Source organism: Acetobacter fabarum, from assembly GCF_011516925.1.
Taxonomy (GTDB): domain Bacteria; phylum Pseudomonadota; class Alphaproteobacteria; order Acetobacterales; family Acetobacteraceae; genus Acetobacter; species Acetobacter fabarum.
Genome location: NZ_WOTG01000009.1, coordinates 1 through 22,999 on the forward strand (window position 1 = coordinate 1; position 22,999 = coordinate 22,999).

At 59.1% G+C, this 22,999-nt stretch carries 19 protein-coding genes, 1 tRNA gene and 1 pseudogene; 12 read left to right on the plus strand and 9 right to left on the minus strand.

Annotated features, from left to right (window positions below):
- Nucleotides 1-64 precede the first annotated feature (64 nt).
- The 9 genes and pseudogenes from GOB83_RS10445 to GOB83_RS10480 all read left to right on the plus strand — a co-directional run bounded on the left by GOB83_RS10445 (nt 65) and on the right by GOB83_RS10480 (nt 7,160).
- A tRNA-Met gene (locus GOB83_RS10445) sits at nt 65-141 on the plus strand.
- A 264-nt stretch (nt 142-405) separates the two neighbouring features.
- Nucleotides 406-1,116: a DUF1176 domain-containing protein gene (locus GOB83_RS15100; RefSeq protein WP_165926010.1), complete on the plus strand. Its 711-nt coding sequence runs from the start codon at nt 406-408 to the stop codon at nt 1,114-1,116.
- On the plus strand, nt 1,077-1,547 hold the full coding sequence (locus GOB83_RS15105) for a DUF1176 domain-containing protein (RefSeq protein WP_165926011.1): 471 nt from the start codon (nt 1,077-1,079) through the stop codon (nt 1,545-1,547). The genes GOB83_RS15100 and GOB83_RS15105 overlap by 40 nt, the downstream gene beginning before the upstream one ends.
- Nucleotides 1,548-2,089: 542 nt before the next feature.
- Nucleotides 2,090-2,380 (plus strand): hypothetical protein, encoded by a 291-nt coding sequence (locus GOB83_RS10460; RefSeq protein WP_165926009.1) that lies wholly within the window; start codon nt 2,090-2,092, stop codon nt 2,378-2,380.
- Nucleotides 2,377-3,123, plus strand: a complete 747-nt coding sequence (exbB, locus tag GOB83_RS10465) for a tonB-system energizer ExbB (protein WP_165926012.1) — start codon at nt 2,377-2,379, stop codon at nt 3,121-3,123. The genes GOB83_RS10460 and exbB overlap by 4 nt, the downstream gene beginning before the upstream one ends.
- 5 nt (nt 3,124-3,128) lie before the next feature.
- Nucleotides 3,129-3,530: pseudogene (gene exbD, locus GOB83_RS14990) on the plus strand (TonB system transport protein ExbD); the annotation flags it as partial.
- Between the two features lie 18 nt (nt 3,531-3,548).
- Nucleotides 3,549-4,580, plus strand: coding sequence for an adenine deaminase C-terminal domain-containing protein (locus tag GOB83_RS10470; protein WP_242005833.1), 1,032 nt, complete (start codon nt 3,549-3,551; stop codon nt 4,578-4,580).
- Nucleotides 4,581-4,649: 69 nt separating this feature from the next.
- A complete protein-coding gene (locus GOB83_RS10475) occupies nt 4,650-6,002 on the plus strand; it encodes an NCS2 family permease (RefSeq protein ID WP_165926013.1) in 1,353 nt (450 codons plus the stop codon).
- A gap of 120 nt (nt 6,003-6,122) precedes the next feature.
- The gene (locus tag GOB83_RS10480) at nt 6,123-7,160 is read left to right on the plus strand and encodes a threonine aldolase family protein (protein ID WP_165926014.1); all 1,038 of its coding nucleotides are present in this window, start codon (nt 6,123-6,125) and stop codon (nt 7,158-7,160) included.
- A gap of 29 nt (nt 7,161-7,189) precedes the next feature.
- Here the strand turns inward: GOB83_RS10480 and GOB83_RS10485 are convergent, their stop codons facing one another.
- The 4 genes from GOB83_RS10485 to betC form a co-directional block, all read right to left on the minus strand.
- Entirely contained in the window at nt 7,190-8,467 is a 1,278-nt protein-coding gene (locus GOB83_RS10485; RefSeq protein WP_165926015.1) for an Hsp70 family protein, read from the minus strand.
- A 135-nt stretch (nt 8,468-8,602) separates the two neighbouring features.
- Nucleotides 8,603-9,823, minus strand: a complete 1,221-nt coding sequence (locus GOB83_RS10490) for an MFS transporter (RefSeq protein ID WP_165926016.1) — start codon at nt 9,821-9,823, stop codon at nt 8,603-8,605.
- A complete protein-coding gene (locus GOB83_RS10495; RefSeq protein ID WP_165926017.1) occupies nt 9,823-12,234 on the minus strand; it encodes a TonB-dependent receptor in 2,412 nt (803 codons plus the stop codon). The genes GOB83_RS10490 and GOB83_RS10495 overlap by 1 nt, the downstream gene beginning before the upstream one ends.
- A 7-nt stretch (nt 12,235-12,241) precedes the next feature.
- A complete protein-coding gene (gene betC, locus GOB83_RS10500) occupies nt 12,242-13,780 on the minus strand; it encodes a choline-sulfatase (protein WP_165926018.1) in 1,539 nt (512 codons plus the stop codon).
- Nucleotides 13,781-13,899: 119 nt separating this feature from the next.
- On the opposite strand from betC, the gene GOB83_RS10505 reads away from it, so the two are divergent.
- Nucleotides 13,900-14,829, plus strand: coding sequence for a LysR substrate-binding domain-containing protein (locus GOB83_RS10505; RefSeq protein ID WP_095349735.1), 930 nt, complete (start codon nt 13,900-13,902; stop codon nt 14,827-14,829).
- A 24-nt stretch (nt 14,830-14,853) separates the two neighbouring features.
- Here GOB83_RS10505 and GOB83_RS10510 read toward each other — a convergent pair whose 3' ends face one another.
- The 5 genes from GOB83_RS10510 to epsC all read right to left on the minus strand — a co-directional run bounded on the left by GOB83_RS10510 (nt 14,854) and on the right by epsC (nt 19,789).
- Complete coding sequence (locus GOB83_RS10510) at nt 14,854-15,315, minus strand: YeeE/YedE family protein (RefSeq protein ID WP_165926019.1); 462 nt, start codon at nt 15,313-15,315, stop codon at nt 14,854-14,856.
- Entirely contained in the window at nt 15,312-15,731 is a 420-nt protein-coding gene (locus GOB83_RS10515; RefSeq protein WP_086645755.1) for a YeeE/YedE family protein, read from the minus strand. Before GOB83_RS10515 ends, GOB83_RS10510 begins: the two co-directional genes overlap by 4 nt.
- 2 nt (nt 15,732-15,733) lie before the next feature.
- Nucleotides 15,734-17,368: a cysteine desulfurase gene (locus GOB83_RS10520; protein WP_165926020.1), complete on the minus strand. Its 1,635-nt coding sequence runs from the start codon at nt 17,366-17,368 to the stop codon at nt 15,734-15,736.
- Nucleotides 17,355-18,728 carry a family 2B encapsulin nanocompartment shell protein gene (locus GOB83_RS10525; RefSeq protein WP_165926021.1) on the minus strand — a complete coding sequence of 458 codons (1,374 nt, stop codon included), beginning with the start codon at nt 18,726-18,728 and terminating at the stop codon, nt 17,355-17,357. Before GOB83_RS10525 ends, GOB83_RS10520 begins: the two co-directional genes overlap by 14 nt.
- Nucleotides 18,729-18,973: 245 nt before the next feature.
- Complete coding sequence (gene epsC, locus GOB83_RS10530) at nt 18,974-19,789, minus strand: serine O-acetyltransferase EpsC (protein ID WP_165926022.1); 816 nt, start codon at nt 19,787-19,789, stop codon at nt 18,974-18,976.
- 429 nt (nt 19,790-20,218) lie between these two features.
- On the opposite strand from epsC, the gene GOB83_RS10535 reads away from it, so the two are divergent.
- Together GOB83_RS10535 and shc are read left to right on the plus strand one after the other, a co-directional pair.
- Entirely contained in the window at nt 20,219-20,782 is a 564-nt protein-coding gene (locus GOB83_RS10535; RefSeq protein WP_086645759.1) for a TetR/AcrR family transcriptional regulator, read from the plus strand.
- A gap of 148 nt (nt 20,783-20,930) precedes the next feature.
- Nucleotides 20,931-22,934: a squalene--hopene cyclase gene (shc, locus tag GOB83_RS10540; RefSeq protein WP_198912002.1), complete on the plus strand. Its 2,004-nt coding sequence runs from the start codon at nt 20,931-20,933 to the stop codon at nt 22,932-22,934.
- Nucleotides 22,935-22,999 lie beyond the last annotated feature (65 nt).

The window sequence follows — 22,999 nt, forward strand, 5'->3', positions numbered from 1 at the left end:
GCCGCCAGGTCTTCCAGTCTACCCTCACAAAACTAAGCCAAAACAAAATCAGCACTCTCTCAACCGCGGGGTGGAGCAGCCCGGTAGCTCGTCAGGCTCATAACCTGAAGGCCGCAGGTTCAAATCCTGCCCCCGCAACCAGATGAAGCAACAAGTCCTCAATAGGATACGATAAACCCGCCCAACCACGGCGGGTTTTTTTGTGGCTTGAACACCGCAGGAAAAACGGAAAATCATCCCAGCCTCAGCAGCTAGATCACCGTGAAAAAATCTAGACACGAGGGAGGTAACAGATAACATCGTTTATTGCTTGCTGGGGCTGGGACAAAGTGACTGGAATATGTATCTGTCGCAGCCAAGATTGTCTCGGCTATGGTAGTCACCGAGCAACATGACAGGTCTTGTATGGCTAACAACATTGGGCGTCTGAAAAAGGGAATGAGGCGAGTAGGCCAATGTATGCCTCTATTCTTGCTTTTTCTGATTATGACCGGGGTAGGTCACGCCGCCACGCCATCTTATGATGAATACGGATCCTGGTTGGTTGCATGCGATAATATTTTAACCTGCGAAGCTAAGGGCTTCGTGCAGGGTGATGACGATGTTACTTCGACCACGCCGGATAACAGGCCAATCAACGGATCGGTTGATCTACGCTTTCTTCGTGATGCCGGACCGGATGGTGTGATTGAAGCGCGGCTGATTGCCGGGTTTCCCTTTGATCTGGCAGATTTGCGTGTGGACGGCAGGTCGTTGCTGCTGGATCGTTCGGCATGGTCACTCAAGACACAGGACGGAATCACGACCTTGTCTGGAAAACAGCCTGAAGTCGTTGTGGCATTTGTGACGCAGTTGCGGAACGGAACAATGCTGCAGGTGCGTGATGGGATTGTGCCATTGAACGGGTTAAGTGCTGCACTGTTGCATATGGATGATCGACAAGGAAGATTGGGCGGTGTAACGGCACTGATTCGCACGGGGACAAAACCAGCCAGCGTTGTCCCTCCTGCGCCATTACTGCCGCCTGCTCCATCCGCTCATCACTCCATCGTTCTTACCCGCAAAGAGCGGCCCACTTGCTGGCATGGACAGAAAGAACGCAGGCTAAGCTCATAAAAAAGCAGAGTTGTGATAGCCTGAATAAAGGAGCTGATAACCTTCTGGAAACAGGAGTTTACGGGTTGGACAAGAACAATGCACTTATCTTGTTCGGGTGTTCGATGGCGGTATATCAGGGGACGTCCTTGGTTTTTGTCGTCCCGCGCACCGGTAATGGCCAACCTGAGCCCGCCGACTTGCCAAATCCCGTCCTGATCAAAGGGGATACAGGCGACGAAGGAAGTATTGTGACAAGCCCTGATTTTGACCTGGCGACTGGAACTTTTACGGACTTTTACAAAGGCATGGGGCTGGCTTATTGCGGTGCTTCTCATGAATGGCGGTGGGATGGCCACCATTTCGTTCTGACAAGGGTGACCTTTCAGCTTGGCTGTGGTGGCAGCATGTCGGGTGACTGGCCTGTTCTGTATCGATCGAGGGTCCAGTAAAGAGAACAGAAGGCGGAGCAGGCCGGTTCTGTCTGGACGCTGCCGCTTGCCTGGTATTGTTGCCATGTCATGCAGCAAGCCGGGGAAGACAACCAATTGCAAGCATCGTTGGTTGCCTGCCCCGGCAATCATCTGAAATTGTGCATAAGTCCTTGGTAGGATACATCACCCCGTCCACTCAAGGCGGGTTTTTTGTGGTCAGGGCACGGCGGCTGAAGAATCCGGTTTTGTAAACAACTGTAATGTCTACTTCCGCGGTCAAGTTTTTGGCCGCCATGACGTCCCTTGCTTTTTCGGCATAGTGCTTTCAGCGAGCATAATACATGCGCTGATCCAGAGCTGGGGCATACTGGTGTTTGAGCATGTGATCTGGAAAAAAATAAAGTTCAGGGGAAAAAAGTGAGGTTCTGATCGTCTTTGTAGGTAAGGGAGTCGTTGTGTGCCGTTTGTAAGCAAGCGGTGAGCCATGAACCTCCTTGATTTCCGACCTGTTCGAAGGCGCGCAGATACATGGACCGGGCACAATTTTACGCACAACGGAGTTGCGACTTACTCTTACGCGCATTTGTGTGCGTGCCGTGTTCATGACTATCCGCCCATTATGCCCCTGTCTTGCGGCCCATAAATGGACGAGCCTGACCAGCACGCCGTCCCGGCTGATCGTGTGTGTGGTCGGTCTGTTTATTGCTTTCGGCCTGCTATCCGCCCCGTTGGGCCATTACGGCAGTTGGCTGGTCTTTTTCTGGGTTGCCCTGTTCATTCCCTCTATCGTTACGGTTATCTGCCTGACCCCGGATTGGCGCAGACCGTCTTCCAAAGGAGGTCTGTCATGACCGATCTTGCCCCTATTGCTTTTTCCCCGTGGGAGATGTTCCTCAACGCGGGGCCGGTGGTCCGTTGTGTGATGACCCTGCTGGTTGTGGCCAGCGTGCTGACCTGGACTATTCTCATTGCCAAATCGGTAGAGCTGCAACGGGTGCGGGTGAGGTTGACCAAGGCCGAGCAGGCGCTGGAGCAGGCCAGCACGCTGGAGCTTGGTGCGGCAGGCACGCGCCAGAGCAGCATAGCCCATACACTGGTTATGGCTGCTGAAACCGAACGCAAGCGCTCTGCTGATATTCCCGATGACCGCGAGGGCCTGAAGGAACGGATTGTTCTGCACCTTGAACGGCTGGAGGCAGCTGAAGGCCGCAGGCTTATGCGCGGCACAGGTGTGCTGGCCACAATTGGTGCAACGTCGCCCTTTATCGGCCTGTTTGGCACGGTCTGGGGTATTATGACCTCCTTTACCGGTATTGCTGCCAGCAAGGCCACCAGCCTTGCCGTTGTAGCTCCCGGTATTGCCGAGGCACTGCTGGCAACAGCCCTTGGGTTGGTCGCGGCTATTCCTGCTGTAGTGATTTACAACCATCTTGCCCGCCAAACGGCTACGTGCCGGGCACAGGTCGCGGATATTACAGCGCTGGTGATGCGCCTTGTCTCGCGCGATCTGGGACGCATGCAGGCGCTGAGTGCCAGCGGGCAGGTGGTGCGGCTTGGCGCTGCGCAGAATGCCCACACGGTTGCCGGGGAGTAAGCGGCATGGTCCGTATCCGCCATACCGATGAAAACCCGCATGAAGCCAGCGAGATCAATGTTACGCCGTTTATTGATGTCATGCTGGTTCTGCTGGTGATTTTTATGGTCACGGCTCCGCTGACCACGGTGAACGTGCCAGTGGACCTGCCCTCCTCGGCCGAGAAGCCAACACCGCGACCGGATGATCCAGTGTTCCTGACCGTCAAGGCCGACCATGGCCTGGCGCTGGGGGAGGATGACATCAGCATGGATGGTCTGGCGGGTGCATTGGACGGTGCGACCAAGGGCAACAAGGACGAGCGTATTTTTCTGCGGGCCGACAAAACGGTTGATTACGGCACATTGATGGGCGTGATGGATAAGCTGCGCGCTGCCGGTTACCTCAAGGTTGCCCTCGTGACCCTTCCCGAACTGGTGCGGGGCATGCTGGATGCAGGCTTTGAGGATTTTTCCCAGATTGCGCTGACCACCGATGATCGTTCCGCAAGCGACACATTGCGCATGGGAGCCACAGACTATAATGTGCGCAGAGCCATGGAGGCTGGCCTGCCGCCAGAAATTGCCATTCAGTGTGTGACCATCAACCCCGCGCGGCATATGCGCCTGACCCCGTGGGTGGGCAGTCTGGCCCCCGGCCGCTTTGCTGATGTTGTGCTGCTGTCCGATGTGGCAGCGCTGGACATTGCGGAGGTCTGGGCAGATGGCCAGTGCGTGGCGCAGAACGGGCGTTATATTGCGCCCGTGCCCGCTATTGCATGGCCCGCATGGGCCAGCCAGACCATCAACATCACGCGGGAGCTTGTTGCGGAGGATTTTGCCATTCCGGCTGATCCGGGGCGGCAGACCATGCAGGCCGCCGTGCTGCGCCCGTTCCACTGGGCGGATGATTTTCTGGTGGAAACCCTGCCCGTGCAGGACGGGCAGGTGCAGCGTGATACCAGCCAGTGCATTACCAAGTTTGCGGTTGTGGACCGCTATTCCGGGCAGGGCAGGGTCGGGCGTATGTTCTGGCGCGGCTGTGGCCCCAGCACGCCCGATACGGCTGTGGGCTGCTCGGTTGCGCATGACCAGCATAATATATGGGTCGTCGGGTCGTCCGATGCCGCCATGGCGCAGGTGGTCAACCAGATCCGCAGGCAGCAGGGTGGTTGGGCACTGGTGCGGGACAATACCGTGCTGGCCACGGTCCGCTACGAGGTTGGCGGGTTAATGACCGCCCGCCCGGCCGAAGCACTGGACGCGGACATGCAGGAACTTTACGCACAGGCCCGGACAATAGAGTGGATGCATGAGCCCACCTATTCCAAAAACTGGCCGGAGGGTTTTCCCGAGCGGCTGTGCTTTGCAACGCTTACCTGCTCGCCGTGGCGGTGGGTGCTGGTGGCCCCCAACCCCAGCGTGCCCGAAGGGTTTGTTAATGTTCAGACCGGGCAGACACACCCCATTGTCTGGTAGGGGCAACGGGCAGCGCGCCGGTGTGGCGGAGCAGCCCACTGGTCGCATAAAACTGGAGTGCTGTTGATTATGAGAGCCGTTTTATCCCTGCAAAAGCTCTTCCGGTTTAATGTAGCGGGCCACCAGTCCAGCGTGGGCACGGAGGTGCTGGCCGGGCTCACAACCTTTGGCGCCATGGGGTATATTATTGCGGTCAATCCGGCCATTCTGGCAGCAACGGGTGCCAACCGGGCGGATATGATTACCGTAACCGTGTTGGCCGCCATGTGTGGCTCCCTGCTTATGGCGTTTTTGTCACGCCTGCCCATTGCGCTGGCACCGGGCATGGGGTCCAACGCGGTTTTTGCTCAGGTTGTCGTGGTTAAAATGGGCCTGTCCTATGGCACGGCGCTTACCATGGTGCTGGTGGGGGGTATTCTGTTTACCTGCCTGTCGCTCAGCAATGTGCGCCAGCATATTGTGCGGGGCTTTCCCGCCTCTATCCGTATTGGGTTACAGGCCGGTATTGGCCTGTTTATTGCCTATCTGGGCCTGCGCAGCGGGGGGCTGATTGTAACGGACCCAGACGGGGGCGTTGCCTTTGCGGATTTGCGCTCCCCCTCGGTTATGGTGGTTTTTCTCTCGCTTTTGCTTATCGCGGCACTGGTGGCGGCCCGTGTGCGGGGGGCCATGCTGTTGTCCATTCTGGCGGTTACGGTGGCGGGGCTGTTTATCCAGACCTCTCCGGGTCATGTCATGACCGTTCTGCCTGCGCAGGCGGTGGCCCTGCCCCATGCGCCCAGCGCGTACCTGTTTGCGTTTGATACGACCGAGTTCTTCCACAACTTTTTTCTGGTCCTGCCCCTGACCCTTTATTTTTTCCTGTCCGACTTTTTCTCCGCCACAGCGACCATGATCGCGGTTACGCGGCGGGCGGGCATGATGGATGCGCAAGGCAATTTCATGAACTCCCGGCGTGCGTTTCTGGCCGATGGGCTGGCCTCCATTGTGGGGGCGTGTCTGGGGAGCCCGACCGTGGGTGCGTATGTTGAATCCGCAACCGGGGTGGAGGCAGGCGGGCGCACGGGCCTGACAACCCTGACCGTAGCCATACTGTTTGGCCTGAGCGCGTTTTTCTGGCCCCTTATTGCCTGTATTCCCCCACAGGCCACCACCGCAGCGCTGGTGATGGTGGGGATTCTGATGATGGAAGGCCTGACGGAGCTGGATATATCCGACCCGCTCCAGAGTGTTTCTGCTGGCATGATCGTGCTGCTGACGGTCACAACCGCCAACCTCATGATCGGGATTTGCGCGGGGTGCTTTGCCTATACGGTCATGGCGGTTGCTACCCGGAGCTGGGCGCGGCTGACACCGGTTTTCCTGCTGACCAATGTCCTGCTGGTGATCTACCTTGTGCTGGTGACCTACACGGTCAACTAACGCGCCCCTGTGCCAGACGTATTGATGTAAAAGGCCATGTGCGCAGCCTGCGCGTGGCCCCCTGTTGTCCACAGTGGTTAAGGCTGCGTGCCTGCCACAATGCGGTAAAGATGATGAGCGATGAACACGCGCCAGCAATTTACAAGCGATAACTACGCCGGGATGTGCCCCGAGGCATGGCAGGCCATGATGCAGGCCAATGTTGGCTCGTTGATCCCCTATGGGGAGGATGAATGGACCAGCCGGGCGGCAGACGCTTTTCGCGCCCTGTTTGAAAAGGAGTGCGAGGTCTTTTTTGTCTTTAACGGCACGGCGGCCAATTCACTGGCGCTGGCGGCTCTCTGCCAGTCCTATAACAGCGTGATCTGTTCCTCCTACGCGCATGTGGAAACGGATGAGTGTGGAGCACCCGAGTTTTTTTCCAACGGTTCCAAGCTGCTTGTCGCCCGGACGGAAAGTGCAAAGCTGACCGAGCAGGATGTCAGGCTGTTATCCACCTGCCGGAGCGATATTCATTACCCCAAGCCACGGGCCGTAACCATTACGCAACCGACCGAGACGGGGGAACTGTATTCCCTGTCCGAAATTCGCACACTGGCGCAGACATGCCGTGAACTCGGGCTGTATCTGCATATGGATGGCTCGCGCTTTGCCAATGCGTGCGCAGCCCTTGGCTGCACACCGGCCGACATGACATGGCGGGCCGGGGTGGATGTGCTGTGTTTTGGCGGCACCAAAAATGGCATGGCCGTAAGCGAGGCCGTTCTGTTCTTTGACCGCGCCCTGGCTGATGGTTTTGATTACCGCTGCAAGCAGGCCGGGCAACTGGCCTCCAAAATGCGGTTTTTATCCGCCCCATGGGTGGGTATGCTCGAGAGCGGGGCATGGCTGCGTAACGCCCGGCATGCCAATACCTGCGCACGCAGGCTGGCCGAACAGGTAGTGGGCCTGCCCGGTGTTTCGCTCATGTTTTCGGTGCAGGCCAATGGTGTTTTCATTCATGCACAGCCTGCTGTGCTGGAGCGGCTCCGGGCCTGCGGCTGGCGCTTTTATACTTTTATCGGCGGAGGGGCGCGCTTTATGTTCGCATGGGATGCGGACATGGCGGAGGTGGACCGGCTGGCAGCAGACATAAAAGCCTGCGCCAGTGCGGCCTAACCCCCAAAGGGCAGGAGGGCAGGCAGCTTTTACGCTGCCGCCAGAGCCAGCCCTTCAGCGACCGAGACAAACTCCCCGCCCAGTTCCACCTTTTCGGCCCCAAAGCGGGAGGTAAACAGGGCGCGTACCGCAGGCACAAACGATGTGCCACCGGTCAGGAACACGCGGTCGATCTGCTCGGGGGGGAGGGCTGCTTCCTGCAAGGCGGCATCTATGCCTGCGCCCAGCCTTGCAATGTCGGGCGCGATCCAGCGGTCAAAATCCTCACGCTGGATGGTGGTGTGAATATCCAGCCCCGGCTGCGTAAAGTGCAGGTCTGCCGATGTGTGGGTGGAGAGCGCGCGCTTGGTGGCCGATACGGCGTTGTAGAGTTCCTGCCCGCGCTGTTCACGCACGAGTTCGATCAGGTTCTTTAGCTTCTTGGGCTCGGTGGCAGTGCGCGCCACATCCTCGATTTCGTTCAGGATACGCGGTGTACGCATGAGCGAGAGCCGGTGCCAGCGCGCCAGTGCATGGTACCATTCAACCGGTACGGGTAATGGTTCCCCCCCCATGATGCGGAAGGTGCAGTCCCGCCCAAGGTAGGGGGCCACCACGTTGTCTATGATCCGAAAATCAAACTGGTCCCCTGCAAGCCCAACCCCTGCATGGCCCAGTGGCTGCGTTGCGGTCTGGCCTTTGGGGTCAAAACGCACGACGGAAAAATCGCTTGTGCCACCACCAAAATCCCCGACCAGAACCGTTGCGGGCCGGTCCAGCCGCTGCATGAAGCGCCAGCCCGCGGCCTCTGGCTCCATCATAACCGTAACATCGGCAAAGCCTGCCTGGGCAAAGGCGGCGCGGAGCCGGGTTTCCCCCAGAGCATCATCGACATTATCCCCCACAAAATGCACGGGGCGGCCCACCGTAACATGGCACCGGGCGGGGGAAAGCCCACCAAGGGCCATGAGTTCCTGCAAAAAGGTGGCAATCAGGCTTTCAAGCGACAGGCGCTGGCCAAAAACCTGTGTCTCGCGAAAGCTGGCCTGTGCGAGATAGGATTTCATGGACATGATCAGCCGCGTCTCGGCCGGGTCATCCAGATGTGCTTCAATGGCATGCGCGCCAACTGCGCGGTGCTGCACGCGCCGCCCGCCCTCCATGTCCTGCCATAAGGCCAGCAGTGTGCGGCAGGTTTCCGAAGGCTCACCATCAGGCGTGGCAAAGCGGATGGTCTGGATCGTGCGGTCGGGGCGCGCAATGACAATAACACTGTTGGTTGTGCCAAAATCAATGCCGATGCGGGTGGGGGCGGGTAAGGAGGTCATAACCGGCGGAAAATAGAACCCGCTCCCCCTGCTTGTCCATGCCTTATATGCGCAGGCGGGCAAGCCATGCTGCCTTTTGTGCCGCCTGCATGGGGCATGCCTTACGCGGTGTGCCGTCTGGGGCTGGTTGTGGCTTTAGTCCGGGCCTGTGCCCGTGTTTGGCCCACAGGCGGAATAGGCGGGCTGGGTGGCCTGCTGCATGCCGGGCCTGCCCGCATGGGGGCGGGTTACGCGCAGGGTGGCCAGTGCCGCGCAAAGGCATAGGGCAAGGCTGAACAGGCCGGTCCACAGGTAAAGCCCATGTGTTTGGGTGGCGCTGGCAAAGAGCGTTGTTGCCGCCTGAGAGAACATCCACGCCCCTCCAGCGCGGGAGGCCAGCTTGCCCGTGGGGTCCACAAGGCAGGTCAGGCCGACAAGGCTGGGGTACACAAAGAACCACGCAGCATAATTCAGGACAAAGGCGGTGCAGAACAGCCATGGCGTGGGTGGGCAGGCCTGCACCACGCAAACGCCGCCTGCCAGCACAAGGGCGGGCACAAGCAGGGGGTTGGTTATGTGCCTGCGGCTTTGCAGCACCGTAGCAAGGCAGACCACAAGCCCCGCAATATTGGCAACAGCCGACAAAACCCCAAAAGAAGAGGGTGCCAGCCCAACAGAAAGGCCAATCCGCTGGGTAAAAGGCCATACCGCCAGACTGCCCCCGGTGTAAAACAGCACGGCCAGCAAAGCCCACACAGGGGCCGCATGAGCCGGGGCGGCATAACCGGCCTGCGGGTTGGCGCCGGGGGTGGGCAGAACCGTATCGGGCAGAAAAAACAGGAGTGGCAGCAGCACAACAACAAGCCCTGCCAGTGCCAGAAAAATACCTTTCTGCCCCGCCAGTGCACTGGCATGGGGGAGCAGCAGGCTTGCCAGACTAAAAACAACAGTCTGCACCACCATAACAAACGCCAGCACAAACACAGGTTTGCCCAACCGGCTGGCTCCGATATTGACTACCGCATTCAACCCGCCAAGGCAGCCGCCGGAGAGCACGCGCAGGGCCAGCAGGGGCCACACCCCCACAGCAAAGGCGGAGCCTGCCTGTGCGACAACCAGCCCAATGCCTGCCAGCAGGGCCACCAGACGCAGCCTTAACCGGGCAGACAGGGGGGCTATGGCGGTCATGGCCACGGCATAGGCCAGCATTTCCACACAGCTCCATAACCCGGCCTGCATGATGCTGAACCGCCCGCCACGGACCAGCTCGCCCACGGCAAACGGGCCAAGCGAGTTCATGCTATGGGCTGCGCAGTCTGCCGCACTGATTGCGGCCAGCACCAGCAGCCCGGCCCGGTTGCGTAGCCCCCCGACCATTACAGCGCCCGCATGACTTCAAACCCGAAGGCGCGCAGGTCGCCCGGATAGCGGCTGATATTGCGATTGAAAAATTCGCCAAACGCGTTGGTGTAGGTCATCTGGTTGGTTACGTTATGGAGCCAGAAGGCCACTTCCGTTTTTTCATCCACCGAGTGCCATGCCACGCGCACATTGCCCGTAATAACCGGGTTTTGCGAAAAAGCATGCCGCACCAGAGCCTGCATCTGGGGGGATGCCAAAAAGGCGGCAGGGGTTGTGGCGTGGCTGTCCGACCATGCCTGAAAACGGTAGCGGCTTGTGTAGCGCCAGTCTGTCTGCACCGTAAAATCCCCAAAGGAGACAGGGATTTTATAGCTAAGCAAAAAGTTGGCAGTTACGTGTGGTGCGCGTTCAAGCGGCTGGCCGGACAGGTCCACCGGGTTGCCGCCATTAAACGGCGTTGGCGCACTGGCGTTTTTGAAGTTGGTGTAGTGTGCGTCCTGGTAGGTTACGCCAAAGGAGCCAAACAGGTTTTGCAAGGGGCGTACCTGCCCTTCAAATTCAAAACCGTTCGATACCGCCTGTGCGGCATTGGTCGTGTGGGTTCCCGTATTTTGCAGGATGGTGACCTGCATGTTGTTGTAGTCGTAATGAAAGCCAGAAAGGTTGAGCTGCGCCTTGCCGCCCCAGATCCGTGCCTTTACCCCGCCTTCGTAGTCCGTCAGCTCTTCAGGGTTATACAGGCTGAAGTCGGATGTGGTGGCCACATAGGTGTTGTAGTTGCCGGTCCTGAAGCCACGGGCATAGCGCAGGTAGGCAATAATGCCCGGTGCTATGCGGTATTTAAGGCTGGCGTCCTCGCTGTCCTTGTTAAACGTCTTGCTTAGGGGTGGGCCAACCATGGCCTGCCCCGTATTGGGGTTGAGGTAGGTGTTGGTGCTTGTGTTGATGTAGGTGAGCGCACGGTTGCTGGTGTTGTAGGGGTTGGAAGGGTCCGTGTTATAAGCCCATGCCTCCCCATTGGCGCTGCGTGTTTCCGAGGTAAAGCGCCCGCCAATATCCAGTGTCAGGCGGGAGGTCAGGTCAAAGGACAGGGCCGAGAACACGGCAGCATCCTGCGTGCTGATGTTAAAGCTGGAGGCATTGCCCCCCGTGCCAAAGCTGCTGTCTATGGGGCTGTACAGGGGCTGCTGGCTATAGGACTGGGTGAGGTTGCGCATGTAATAGACGCCGCCCACATAACGTATTTTTTTGTTCTGGGGAGAAACAACCCGGACCTCGTTGCTCAGAACCCGTGCAACGCCGCCTATGTTTTCCTGATAATCCACGGGGGCGGGGCTTGCATCATCATCCGAAAAAACGTTGAAGTGGTTCCACTCCAGCGCAAAAATGTTGGCAAGGCTCCAGCCGTTTTCAAAATCATATTTGGCATTGACCGACAGGCCCGCACGCCGGGTGGTGGCATCCGTGCGCCCGTTGTTCTGGATATTACGGGTGGAGGTCTGGGTATAACCCTGTGCATCCTCCCCACCGGGCAGCAGGCCCACATGGTCTATGGGCACCTTGGTCTTGTTGCGGCCAAGGTGCATTTTAACCAGAATGGACAAATTATCGACAGGCTTGGCCAGAATCTGCCCGCGCATATCGTAATACTGGTAGCCTCCCGTGGGATTCTTGTGGCTGCCATTATAGTACTGTCCGTCGTAATCCCGGTTGACTATGGCAAAGCGGGCCATCAGCTTGTCTTTTATAATAGGCCCGCCCAAGGCACCTTCTTCCCCCCACAGGCCGTAATTGCCTGCTGTGCCACGTACGTAACCATCCAGTTTATTAGTGGGTTTTTTGGTATAGTAGGAAACCATGCCCGCCGTGGTGTTCTTGCCCTGCAAGGTGCCCTGTGGACCCCTGAAAACCTCTACGTGGTCCAGGTCATAAATCGGCACACCCTGCGATGCCCCGCTATCGAGGAACACATCATCCTCGGAAACACCAACGGCGGTTGTCATGTTGGCCGAAAAATCGTTGGTGCCAATACCGCGCAGGCGGTAGCGCGGGTTGGCTGAACCGGATGTGGTTTCCGCCATAAGGCCGGGTACATCCCGTGCAAGGCTGAGTGCGTCACGCACCCCGGTTGTTTGCAGGGTTTTGCCACTGAGTGCCACAATGGATGCGGGCGTTGTATTGGCCTGCTGCGCGCGCTTGTTGGAGCGGACCGTTATTTCCTCCAGCTTGCCTGTGTTCTGCGGCGCGGTAGCCTGTGCCACAGCGGATTTGGCGGCTGTAGGGCGTGGGGCGGTTTTGGGCGCGTTGGCCTTGGCCTGCTGTTGTGCGCTGGGCAGGCTCTGCTGGGCCGCACTGGCCGCGTAAACCGTACCGGTGGAGAGCACCAGAGCAAAGGTGATCCGGTGCGTAAAAGGGGTGTGAACCATGGCTGTTCTATCCGTTCCTCTGGTAAGGCAGCCGTGATTCGGCTTCGAGCTGTTCCAGAGGTTTGTGATTTCTGATGTATTGGCGGTGTGCGTTTGCGGGGGGCTGGTAGTCCCATGGCGTACAGTGCCCCGTGGCCAGTGCCTGTTTGATCAGGGCGCGCCGCTGCTGGCTGGCCAGCACGTTGCGGTGCAGGGCGGCAAAGTTCCAGCGTTGGTAGGCTTCGTGCAAAAATGCGGCGGCGGTCTGGGCGTGCTCGGGGTGGGCGGCCAGATTACGGGTTTCGTCCGCATCATGGTGGATGTTGTACAGCTGGTCCGGGTCTTCGGGGGTGTGGACAAACTTCCATGGGCCACGGCGGATCATGACGGTTGGCGCAAAGGTGCCTTCGCCCAGATATTCCCCAAAAATCTCGTCTTTTTCCAGAGGTTTGCCTTCAAGGCAGGGGCTCAGGTCGCGACCATGAGTGGAGGGGGCCGCCGGGGCATTGGCCAGAGCGCACAGGGTTTCCCCCACATCGGCCAGGCTGACAGCCTGCGCAATGCGGTGGGCCTGCGCCTGCTCTGGCAGGGCAATAATAAGCGGCACGCGGCCTGCTCCCTCGCGGAAGGACATTTTGTACCACTGGCCGTGTTCGCCCAGCATTTCACCATGATCACTGGTGAAAATAATGGCGGTTGTCTTGTCCAGCCCGGTTTCGGCCAATGTGTCCAGCAGCTGTTTGAGCTGATGATCTATGTAGGAAATCGCTCCAAAATAGGCGCGGCGGGCGCGCAGGATGTCTGCCTCCGTTGGCGGGGCTGCGTTAATGCCGCAGGCTTCGCGGATGCGCAGCTCGGCCGGGTGCGTAGGATCGGGCGCAGCCACACGTGGGAGGGGGATGGGGGTGTTCTCGTAAAGATCCCACCATCTGGGGGTAATGTTGAACGGGTCGTGCGGGTGGGTAAAGGAAGCCACAAGGCAAAAGGGGCGCTGCTGGTTTTTTGTGCGGGCCAGATCGTACAGTTTGCGCCGGGTGGCAAAGGCAACTTCTTCATCAAAATCGAGCTGGTTGCTGCGCAGGACAGGCCCGGCATTGAGCACGGAATCCATGGAATGGTACCAGTCCGGGCGGGTATTGCGGTCGCTCCAGTCGGGCACCCATGTAAAGTCGGCGGGGTAAATGTCCGTTGTCAGGCGCTCTTCAAACCCGTGGAGCTGGTCCGCCCCGACAAAGTGCATCTTGCCGGCCAGAATGGTCTGGTAGCCGCCAAGGCGCAGGCGGTGGCCAAAGGTTGGAATGTCGGAATGCCATTCGCAGCCATTGTCATACACACCATTGGCGGAGGGCAGCAGCCCGGTCATGAATGCGCTGCGGGAGGGCCCGCACAGGGGGCTGGCCGTATAGGCATTGGCAAAAACCGTGCCGTTTTTTGCCAGCCTGCTGAGCGTGGGCACCTTAACAACGCTGGGGTCCTGCCCGCCCAGCAGCGCAGGCAAAACGCAGGCCGTAAGCTGGTCGGCCACAACCACAAGAAAGTTCAGAGGCGCTGCGGACTGCTTGCTCATAACGTGAATTATCCCGAACCACAAAACAACACTATGATGATCGTTGGTTTTTATATAAGCACATAAAATATGTTATTTGTGATGTATGTTCATACTTATCCGTGGTATAAGCTGGCGTTATGACCCCCAACCAGACCGAGTATCTGCTCCGCTCCCTGCGGATTCTGGAAACCATAGGCAGGCGCGGCAGCTTTAGTGCCGCGGCAACAGAGCTGGGCATGACCCAGCCCGCCATAAGCCAGCAGATTGCCCAGTTGGAGGGGGTTCTGGGCCTGACCCTGTTCCGCCGGATTCATAGGGGGGTTACCCCCAGTGATGCGGGGCAGGTTCTGCACGCTGTGGCGGCAGATGTGCTCAGCCGGTTGCAGGCCGCCATGCAGACCATAGATGCCCGCAACACGCCCAAAAGCCTGACCGTGCTGACCGATTACGGGTTTGCCGCTAACTGGCTGCTCCCCCGTCTGGCGGATTTTGAGAGCCGACACCCCGAACTGGACCTGTGCCTGCTAACCACACAGGCCCGCCAGATGGGGGGCGTGGCTGATCAGGCGGATATTTCCATCCTGTTTGGTAAAAAACCCGAGGCCGCAGGGGGGGAGAGCCTCCGCTTGTTCGCCGAGGAAGCCTACCCCATATGCAGCCCCCGCTATCTGGCGCAAATGGGTGCGCTGTCCACCACCGCCGATCTGGCGCGTGGCCGCCTGCTGGACCTGGATAGCCCGGCCCAGCACTGGTTTACGTGGGAGGACTGGTTCAGGCTTGTAGGGCAGTCTGCCCGGCCTGCGGCCCGCACCAAAAATTCCATGCTGTTTGGGAATTACCCCTTGCTGTTACAGGCTATTTTGCAAGGGCAGGGTATTGGCCTTGGCTGGCGGCCGTTAATAGATGACTATCTGCAAAGCGGGCAGATTGTGCTGGCATGGCCTGTGCCGATCTGTAGCGAGAGAGGGTATTTTTTAACCATCAATCCCGATAAGCAGAACCGTGCCGCCGCCTTTAAGCTCTGGCTGCTGGAGCAGGCGCAAACCAGCCCGTTTGCACCGGCATAAGTGCAGCCCCAATGGGCTGTGGGGTTAAGGGGGTGTGCCTTGCCCGTGTGGGCCTGCGGGCGCTGCGGGGCTGTAAAGGCGTTCCCACCCCAGCTTTCCCACCAGCCAGCCGAGTGCAATGCAGGTTATCAGCAGTACGGCCTTTGCGCCGTCCAGCCCGAGCAGGACCAGAGCCGGGCCGGGGCAAACCCCACTCAGCCCCCAACCCACACCAAACAGCACGGACCCTGCGACCAGTCCCTTATCGGGTGGCCAGCGCCGCGGCCAGTTGAGTGTCTGCCCGCTGGCATCCCGCCCTTTACGGCGCAACAGCCAGAAGCCGGGCAGGGTTACGCCAACCGCGCCCCCCAGAACGCCTGCCAGAATGGGGTTCCAGTGCCCCGCCACATCCAGAAAACCCAGAACATTGGCAGGGTCCGCCATGCCGGAAAGCCACAGGCCGCCCCCAAACAGCAGGCCGCAAAAAAACGCGATAGCCACGTTCATAACGCCCACCCTTCCAGCCGGGATATAAACACCGTGGCTACGGCTACCGCCATAAAAATGGCAACCGCTACCAGCGATCGGCCAGACCTGTTACCCAGCCCGCAAACACCGTGCCCGCTGGTGCAGCCATTGGCCAGCGCGGTGCCAAGGCCAATCAGCACGCCCGAAACAGCAAGGCGGAGCCAGCCAGTCTGGGCAAATTGTGTTGGCACGGCCGCACCTGCCATACGGGCCAGCACGCCGGTTGCAACCAGACCGGCCAGCACGGCCCAGCGCCAGTTGCGGGTGGGGTGGCGCAAGGCATTGCCCAGTATGCCACTCACCCCCAGAATGTGGCCTTCAAAGGCCATAAGCAATACGGCGGCTGTGCCAATAAGCACGCCGCCGCCCAGTGCTGCCAGCCACGCTGCGCTCATGCCTACCGCACCAGTTGTCTAAGGGATGTTATCAAGGCGTCCACATCTTCAAAGCTGTTATACAGGCCAAAGGAAGCCCGCACTGTGGCCTCTACACCAAACCTGCGCAAGGCTGGTTGCGCGCAATGATGGCCAGAGCGCGCGGCAATGCCGTGCCGGTCAAGATGTTTGGCAACATTCCCCACGCTGTGCCCATCCACAATAAAGGAAAGCACACTGGCCTTGGCCTGCGCCGTTCCAATAATATGCACACCCGGCAGGTGCTCAAACTGCTGCGTGGCATATTCGAGCAGAGCGTGCTCGTGCGCGGCAATGGCGGGCAGGCCAATGCCCTGCAGGTAGTCCACCGCCGCTCCAAGCCCGACCGCACCGGCTATATCGGGGGTTCCGGCCTCAAACTTTTCTGGCAGACCCTGGAACTCGGTATGGGCAAAGGTTACATCGCGGATCATATGCCCACCTCCCTGCCAGGGGGGCATGGCTTCCAGCAGGTGGCGTTTGCCATACAGAATGCCAATGCCTGTTGGCCCGTATATTTTATGGCCCGAAAGAACCAGAAAATCCGCATCCAGGGCCGCCACATTGAGCGGCAGATGCGGGGAGGACTGCGCCGCATCAACCAGCACAGGCACCCCGGCTGCGTGCGAAAGGGCTATGATCTGCTCAACCGGGTTAATGGTGCCCAGCGCATTGGCAACATGCGTGACCGAAACCAGCTTTGTGCGGCCAGAAAGGAGTGCTGCAAAATGTTCCAGCAGCAGTTCCCCCCGGTCATTGACCGGAGCAACCTTGAGCACGGCCCCCGTCTGGCGGGCAAGGAGCTGCCAGGGCACAATATTGGCATGGTGCTCTATGGTGGTGATCAGTATTTCATCACCCGGGCCAATGTTGGCCCGGCCATAGCTCTGGGCCACAAGATTTATGGCCTCGGTTGTGCCGCGCACAAATACAATTTCCGCTGCCTCACGCGCGCCAATAAAATGCTGGAGCTTTGTGCGTGCCCCCTCAAACGCATCGGTCGCACGGGCGGCCAGCGTATGGGCCGCGCGGTGGATGTTGGAGTTGTCCTGCTCATAAAATGCGGAGGTGGCGTCAATGACCGCGCGGGGTTTCTGGGTTGTGGCCGCGTTGTCCAGCCAGATCAGTTTATGGCCGTTAACCCTTTGGTGCAGGATGGGAAAATCCGCCTGAATACGCGCCACATCGTACCCACCCAGTGCGGGGTGGGGCGCATGCTGGGGGGCGGCGTTGGCGGCACCTTTTGCGTGGCGTAAAAAATACGGCACGGAATGGTGTGGTGCCTCCGCTATGGCCGGCGCGGGGGCTGGGGGTGTTGTGGTGCGTGGGAGCGCGAATGTGCCGCTAAAAAAGGGCGATGTTGCGGGTTCCTCCCACAAAGGGGGACGTTCTTCCGCCTTGTTTTGTGAAACCGGGTGCCTGGACCAGACAGGTTCGTAAATAGAGGCATCCGCCCCCGAGGCAAACGGGTGGGGGGTGTTGCCCCCCTGTGTGGGGGGCAGGGGCGTGCGTGGAGCGGCAGGTGCCGCCCCATGCCCCAGCACATCGCGGAATGCCTGCTCCACCGCATGCTGCTGTGCCAGCGCCTGCGGGTCTGCAAATGTGTCAGGTGTAGTCATAATAGCTCCCGATCTGCACGTTATCGAGCCGGGCAATGGCGTCTTCCACCAGAACAGCGGCGGAGAAGTAGCGTGTGATCAGGTGCGATGCCACGGAATGCTGGTCCGTGCCGCTATACCGCACGGAAAGACCGGGCTCCACTTCCCCCGTAACGCCTGTATTGTGCAGGCCCACAACGCCCTGTTCTTCCTCACCCACACGCAGGAGCAGGATGCTGGTCCGGCCATCGGGCGTGACGGGAATTTTGTCTGAGGGCACAAGGGGAATACCGCGCCAGGTAATAAAGGGTGAACCAAACAGGTTAATGGTCGGCGGTGGCACGCCACGGCGCGTGGCCTCGCGCCCAAAGGCCGCTATGGCTTTGGGGTGGGCAAGGAAAAAGCCCGGTTTTTTCCAGACCTTTGTCAGCAGTTCATCCAGATCATCCGGGGTGGGTGGGCCGCCGCGTGTGGGCACGCGCTGGGCAATGGCTGTTTCGTTCAGCAGCCCGAATTCGGGGTTGTTGAGCAGCTCCCATTCCTCGCGCTCGCGGATAACGTCAATCACCACACGCACCTGTTCACGCAACTGGTCAAATTCGTTGCTGTACAGGTCGGTAATACGGGTATGCGTGCGCAGAACGGTTTGAATGGAATGGATATAGTATTCGCGCGGGTGGTCCTGATAATCGACAAAAGTGGTGGGGAGTTTTGGCTCTCCATCCACGCTGGAAAGGACCTGAATGGCGGCCTCTCCATACTGGTTTACGTCGGCGCGGCTGGCCACGTCCTGCGCGGTCAGGGCGGTTTTCAGCCACGGAGTGCTGGCGATCTGCTCGGGGGGGAGGGTGAGCAGGGTTGTTTTGCCAACGGCGCGCAGGTCTTTGCCACTCAGGCCGGAGGGCGCAAGAAAATGCTGCCCCGGTGCCGCAAACAGGTGCCGCACGGCGCGTGCTGCTCCGTTGTTGGTATGGTGCTGCACGGCACCGCTGGCAACAAGGGCCAGAGTGCCTTCGGGCAAGGTAAAATCGGCCCCATCGGGGTGGGTGTGGTGCTGGAACTTGCTTACAAGTTCATGAATCTGGGCATCCGTTGCCTGCGAAAACTCGGGAAGTGCCCGCAGGCTTTCAGGCACGGGGCGTGCAGCATCCCCTTCACCCGTAAAGAGCACACCTCCAAAACGGGAGGAAACAAGACGCCGGCGGTTAACGCGGAATACGCCCCCGCCAACATTCACCCAGGGGAGCAGAAGGTGCAGCCAGCGCGGGCTGCGCTCCAGATTTTGCACACGGGTGACATGGGCGGTGGAAAGCTGGCGGGCAGACAGGTTGCGGTCCAGTGCAGAGGCACTGACGGCACGGGTGGACTGTGCTTCAGTCACGGCAAATAGTCTTTCATAAAGAGGTATTATTTAAAGATGTGCTGTGCTGGAAATGGGTTTCCGAGCGTTATGGCCCGGTCAACATCGATTTATGAAAAGTAAAATAGGATACATGGTCATGCTCCTTTTTAATAACCGACCAGATGGCCTGATTCGGTTTGTCTGTTCAGCCTAGCACCCACAAAAAGAAGGTCAACATTAAACGGAAGAAAAATGTTAATTATTATTATTCACTAAAATATGGGTTATAATAGATAGTCAATGGCCGGGAAGGATAGGTCCATTGTCAAAACAGGCCAATGGGTATGGCTGTTTACATACCGTGCCGGGTTGCCAGCAACAGCGGTAAACGGGCTGACCGGTTTGACAACCACAGCCCCCGCACCAATTTTTGCCCCTTCCCCAATTTCTATTGCCCCCAGAATTTGCGTGCCCGGCCCAACCAGCACGCCACGGCGGAGCGTAGGGTGCCGCCTGCCAGCCTGTTTGCCCGTCCCGCCCAATGTTATGTCCGACATAAGAACAACATCGTTTTCCACCAATGCAGTTTCACCAATGACAAGGCCGTATCCGGGGGCCAGTACAAGCCGGTGCCCCAGAACAGCGGCGGGGTGAATATCTATGCCCATGACTTCAGAAACACGGCTTTGCAGGTGTAACGCGGAAAGGCGTTGCCCGTTCCGCCACAAAACATGGGCTATCCGGTACGCCTGCACGGCCTGAAAACCTTTGAGGTGCAAAAACGGCGCAACATATCCCTCACGCGCTGGGTCCATGGTGGCGTAGGCGTGCAGGTCCTGTGCTGCGGCTGCCATAATGGCGGGTGATTGCTGCAAAATCTGGCAGAACAGAGGGTGCAGGCTTGCAAAAGGTATAATGGGTTCGGCAAGTTTTTCGGCCAAAAGCCGCGCCAGAAGGGACTGGGGCGTGCTGTGTTCCGCCCATAAAGGAGTCTGCGCGGCTTGCAGTTCATGGCACAGTTTGCGCCATACCGTGTGGGCAAACGTGTCGGTTTGTCCGTCGGTTCTGGCGGGCTGTGCAAAGAGCATCGTATCAACCATGATGCCTGCCTTTTTCCGAAAACAGGGTCGGAAACTGTATTGGGCCAGACATCCCGGTTCCTACGTATGCGTGGCGGGAGCCAGCCTGGGCATGGGGCGGGGCAAGCCCCTGTTAGTCAGGGCTGCGTTGGGTGGCCCGACATCGGGCGGTCAGGGGAATGTGCTGATGAACAAGCATGAAAAAACCCGCTTACGCCTTGCCTGTGGTTGTTGTGCTCCAAAACTGTATAGGCAATTTAGCGCCATGAAATAGGGAGTCAATATAAATACGCAAGATCGTGAGTTATTTTGAAGGCGGAAATGTACGCAATAAATTAGTTTATTTGGCGGGGTGCGCATAGGCCATGTGTGGCGGGGGGTTGAAAGCGCTTGCGCTCTGGTTTAATTCCATCTGGACGGAATTAAACCAGCTAAGGGTATTGCAAAGGTATGGCCCGTCCCAGAACCATAGACCGCGAAAAAGTGCTGGCCTGTGCCGAGCACCTTGTGCAGCGCAATGGCGCAACCGCCCTTACGCTGGATGCCGTGGCGCGCGAGGCGGGGATTACCAAAGGCGGCCTGCAATACTGCTTTGGCAGCAAGGATGACCTGATAGCAGCGCTGATCGAACGCTGGATTCTGGTGTTTGATACCCATGTAGCGCGTTGCCGTAGTGCTGCCGCAGGCCCGGCCAGCCTTGCCCGCGCCTATGTGCAGGCCTGTGCCCGCATAGATGATGCCGCACGTGCGCGCATGGTGGGTATGTTGGTGACGCTGCTCCAGTCCCCCCGGCATCTGGCCCCGATCAAGGCGTGGTATGCGCGCTGGCTGGGTCTGGGGCAGGGGGAAGGCCATACCGTGGAAGCACGGCAGATACGCACAATGATTTTTGCCGCTGAAGGGGCTTTTTTTCTAAGAAGTCTCGGGTTTGTCGATATGCAGGATGCAGAATGGACCAGCGTTTTTGCGGATATTCAAAAACTGGCTTTACCCATGGAAGCCAGTCTCGCATAAGCGCAGGGCCTTGCATGACTGAACTTTGTATAGTGTGTTCGGGTCACCACCAATGAATACGATTTCTCACCCCTCGAAAGTGAAGGCGGCCGTGTCTGCTACAGTTCCTCCCACTCCCTCCTGTGTAACTCCCACACCGTTTACGGGCATGGGCAACAGTCTGGCCCACACCGTGGCAGCCGCCTGCGACTGGCTGATAGGGGAGCAGAAAGCCGATGGGCACTGGGTGGGGCCTGTGGCGTCCAACGCCTCCATGGAGGCGGAGTGGTGCCTGGCCCTGTGGTACCTTGGGCTGGAAGACCACCCCCTGCGCCCCCGCCTTGGCAAAGCCCTGCTGCACATGCAGCGCGAGGATGGGTCTTGGGGCACATACTGGGGTGCTGGTAATGGCGACATTAACGCAACGGTGGAAGCCTACGCCGCCCTGCGCTCGCTCGGTTACGCAGCCGATACACCAGAACTGAGCAAGGCATGTGCATGGATCATGCGCATGGGGGGCTTGCGCAACGTACGGGTGTTTACCCGCTACTGGCTGGCGCTGATTGGTGAATGGCCGTGGGAGCAGACCCCCAACCTCCCGCCCGAGGTTATCTGGTTCCCGAACAAATTTGTTTTTTCCATCTATAACTTTGCACAATGGGCGCGGGCAACGTTGGTGCCGCTGGCCATTCTTTCCGCCCGCAGGCCAAGCCGCCCCCTGCGCCCGCAGGACCGGCTGGATGCGCTCTTCCCCCAGGGGCGTGAGAACTTTGATTACGTTCTGCCCAAAAAGGAAGGGGTGGATCTGTGGTCAAGCTTTTTCCGCACCACAGACAAGGGGCTGCACTGGCTCCAGAGCCGGTTCCTCAAACGGAATACGGTGCGTGAGGCGGCTATCCGCCATATGCTGGAATGGATTATCCGCCATCAGGATGCCGATGGCGGATGGGGTGGGATTCAACCCCCGTGGGTTTACGGCCTGATGGCCCTGCATGGGGAGGACTACCAGTTCCATCACCCGGTTATGGCCAAGGCTCTGGCCGCACTGGATGACCCGGGCTGGCGGCGTGATCAGGGCGACGCCTCATGGGTGCAGGCCACCAACAGCCCGGTATGGGACACAATGCTGGCCCTTATGGCCTTGCATGATGCCAATGCCGAGGAACGCTACACCCCACAGATGGACAAGGCACTGGACTGGCTGCTCGCGCGGCAGGTGCGTGTTAAAGGGGACTGGTCGATCAAGCTGCCGGATGTGGAACCGGGCGGCTGGGCGTTTGAATACGCCAATGACCGTTACCCCGATACGGACGATACAGCCGTAGCCCTGATTGCCCTTTCCTCCTGCCGTAATCGGGAGGAATGGAAGGAAAAAGGTGTTGAAGACGCCATAACCCGCGGTGTGAACTGGCTGATTGCCATGCAGAGCAGTTGCGGCGGCTGGGGTGCGTTTGACAAGGACAATAACCGCAGCCTGCTTTCCAAAATCCCGTTCTGTGACTTTGGTGAGGCCCTTGATCCACCTTCGGTCGATGTGACCGCCCATGTGCTGGAAGCCTTTGGCCTGCTGGGTGTGTCCCGCCAGACCCCCGCCCTCCAGCGCGGGCTTGCGTATATTCGTGCCGAGCAGGAAGCATCGGGCGCATGGTTCGGGCGTTGGGGTGTGAACTACCTGTACGGCACCGGCGCCGTACTGCCCGCCCTTGCCGCCATTGGCGAGGACATGACCCAGCCCTACATTGCCCGCGCGTGTGACTGGCTGATTGCCCACCAGCAGGAAGATGGCGGCTGGGGTGAAAGTTGTGCATCCTATATGGATGTTTCCTCCATCGGGTGGGGCACAACCACGCCATCGCAAACCGCGTGGGCGCTTATGGGGCTGATTGCTGCCAACCGTGAGCAGGACCACCCCGCCATTGCGCGCGGCTGCCGCTACCTGATCGACCGGCAGGAAACCGATGGTAGCTGGACGGAAGAAGAGTTTACCGGCACTGGCTTCCCCGGTTACGGGGTGGGGCAGACCATCAAGCTTGATGACCCGGCAGTGGCCAAACGCCTGCAGCAGGGGGCTGAACTCTCCCGCGCGTTCATGCTGCGGTATGACCTGTATCGCCAGTTCTTCCCGCTTATGGCGCTTAGCCGTGCGGCACGGATTATGCCCGTGGGCCAGTAATGGCGGCTATGGCCTGCCCCGCCTGCCAGTAAAGGGCGGGGCAGGCCACCATACCGTATGGTTCA

Excerpts from the sequence above, each read along its gene's own strand:
- GOB83_RS10480 (WP_165926014.1), top strand. The coding sequence starts at position 6,123 with ATGAACACGCGCCAGCAATTTACAAGCGATAACTACGCCGGGATGTGC.
- betC (WP_165926018.1), bottom strand. The coding sequence starts at position 13,780 with ATGAGCAAGCAGTCCGCAGCGCCTCTGAACTTTCTTGTGGTTGTGGCC.
- GOB83_RS10515 (WP_086645755.1), bottom strand. The coding sequence starts at position 15,731 with ATGAGCGCAGCGTGGCTGGCAGCACTGGGCGGCGGCGTGCTTATTGGC.
- shc (WP_198912002.1), top strand. The coding sequence starts at position 20,931 with ATGGGCAACAGTCTGGCCCACACCGTGGCAGCCGCCTGCGACTGGCTG.
- GOB83_RS10510 (WP_165926019.1), bottom strand. The coding sequence starts at position 15,315 with ATGAACGTGGCTATCGCGTTTTTTTGCGGCCTGCTGTTTGGGGGCGGC.
- GOB83_RS10535 (WP_086645759.1), top strand. The coding sequence starts at position 20,219 with ATGGCCCGTCCCAGAACCATAGACCGCGAAAAAGTGCTGGCCTGTGCC.
- GOB83_RS10495 (WP_165926017.1), bottom strand. The coding sequence starts at position 12,234 with ATGGTTCACACCCCTTTTACGCACCGGATCACCTTTGCTCTGGTGCTC.
- GOB83_RS10490 (WP_165926016.1), bottom strand. The coding sequence starts at position 9,823 with ATGGTCGGGGGGCTACGCAACCGGGCCGGGCTGCTGGTGCTGGCCGCA.
- GOB83_RS15100 (WP_165926010.1), top strand. The coding sequence starts at position 406 with ATGGCTAACAACATTGGGCGTCTGAAAAAGGGAATGAGGCGAGTAGGC.
- epsC (WP_165926022.1), bottom strand. The coding sequence starts at position 19,789 with ATGGTTGATACGATGCTCTTTGCACAGCCCGCCAGAACCGACGGACAA.
- GOB83_RS10475 (WP_165926013.1), top strand. The coding sequence starts at position 4,650 with ATGAGAGCCGTTTTATCCCTGCAAAAGCTCTTCCGGTTTAATGTAGCG.
- GOB83_RS10520 (WP_165926020.1), bottom strand. The coding sequence starts at position 17,368 with ATGACTACACCTGACACATTTGCAGACCCGCAGGCGCTGGCACAGCAG.
- exbB (WP_165926012.1), top strand. The coding sequence starts at position 2,377 with ATGACCGATCTTGCCCCTATTGCTTTTTCCCCGTGGGAGATGTTCCTC.
- GOB83_RS10485 (WP_165926015.1), bottom strand. The coding sequence starts at position 8,467 with ATGACCTCCTTACCCGCCCCCACCCGCATCGGCATTGATTTTGGCACA.
- GOB83_RS10470 (WP_242005833.1), top strand. The coding sequence starts at position 3,549 with ATGCTGGATGCAGGCTTTGAGGATTTTTCCCAGATTGCGCTGACCACC.
- GOB83_RS10505 (WP_095349735.1), top strand. The coding sequence starts at position 13,900 with ATGACCCCCAACCAGACCGAGTATCTGCTCCGCTCCCTGCGGATTCTG.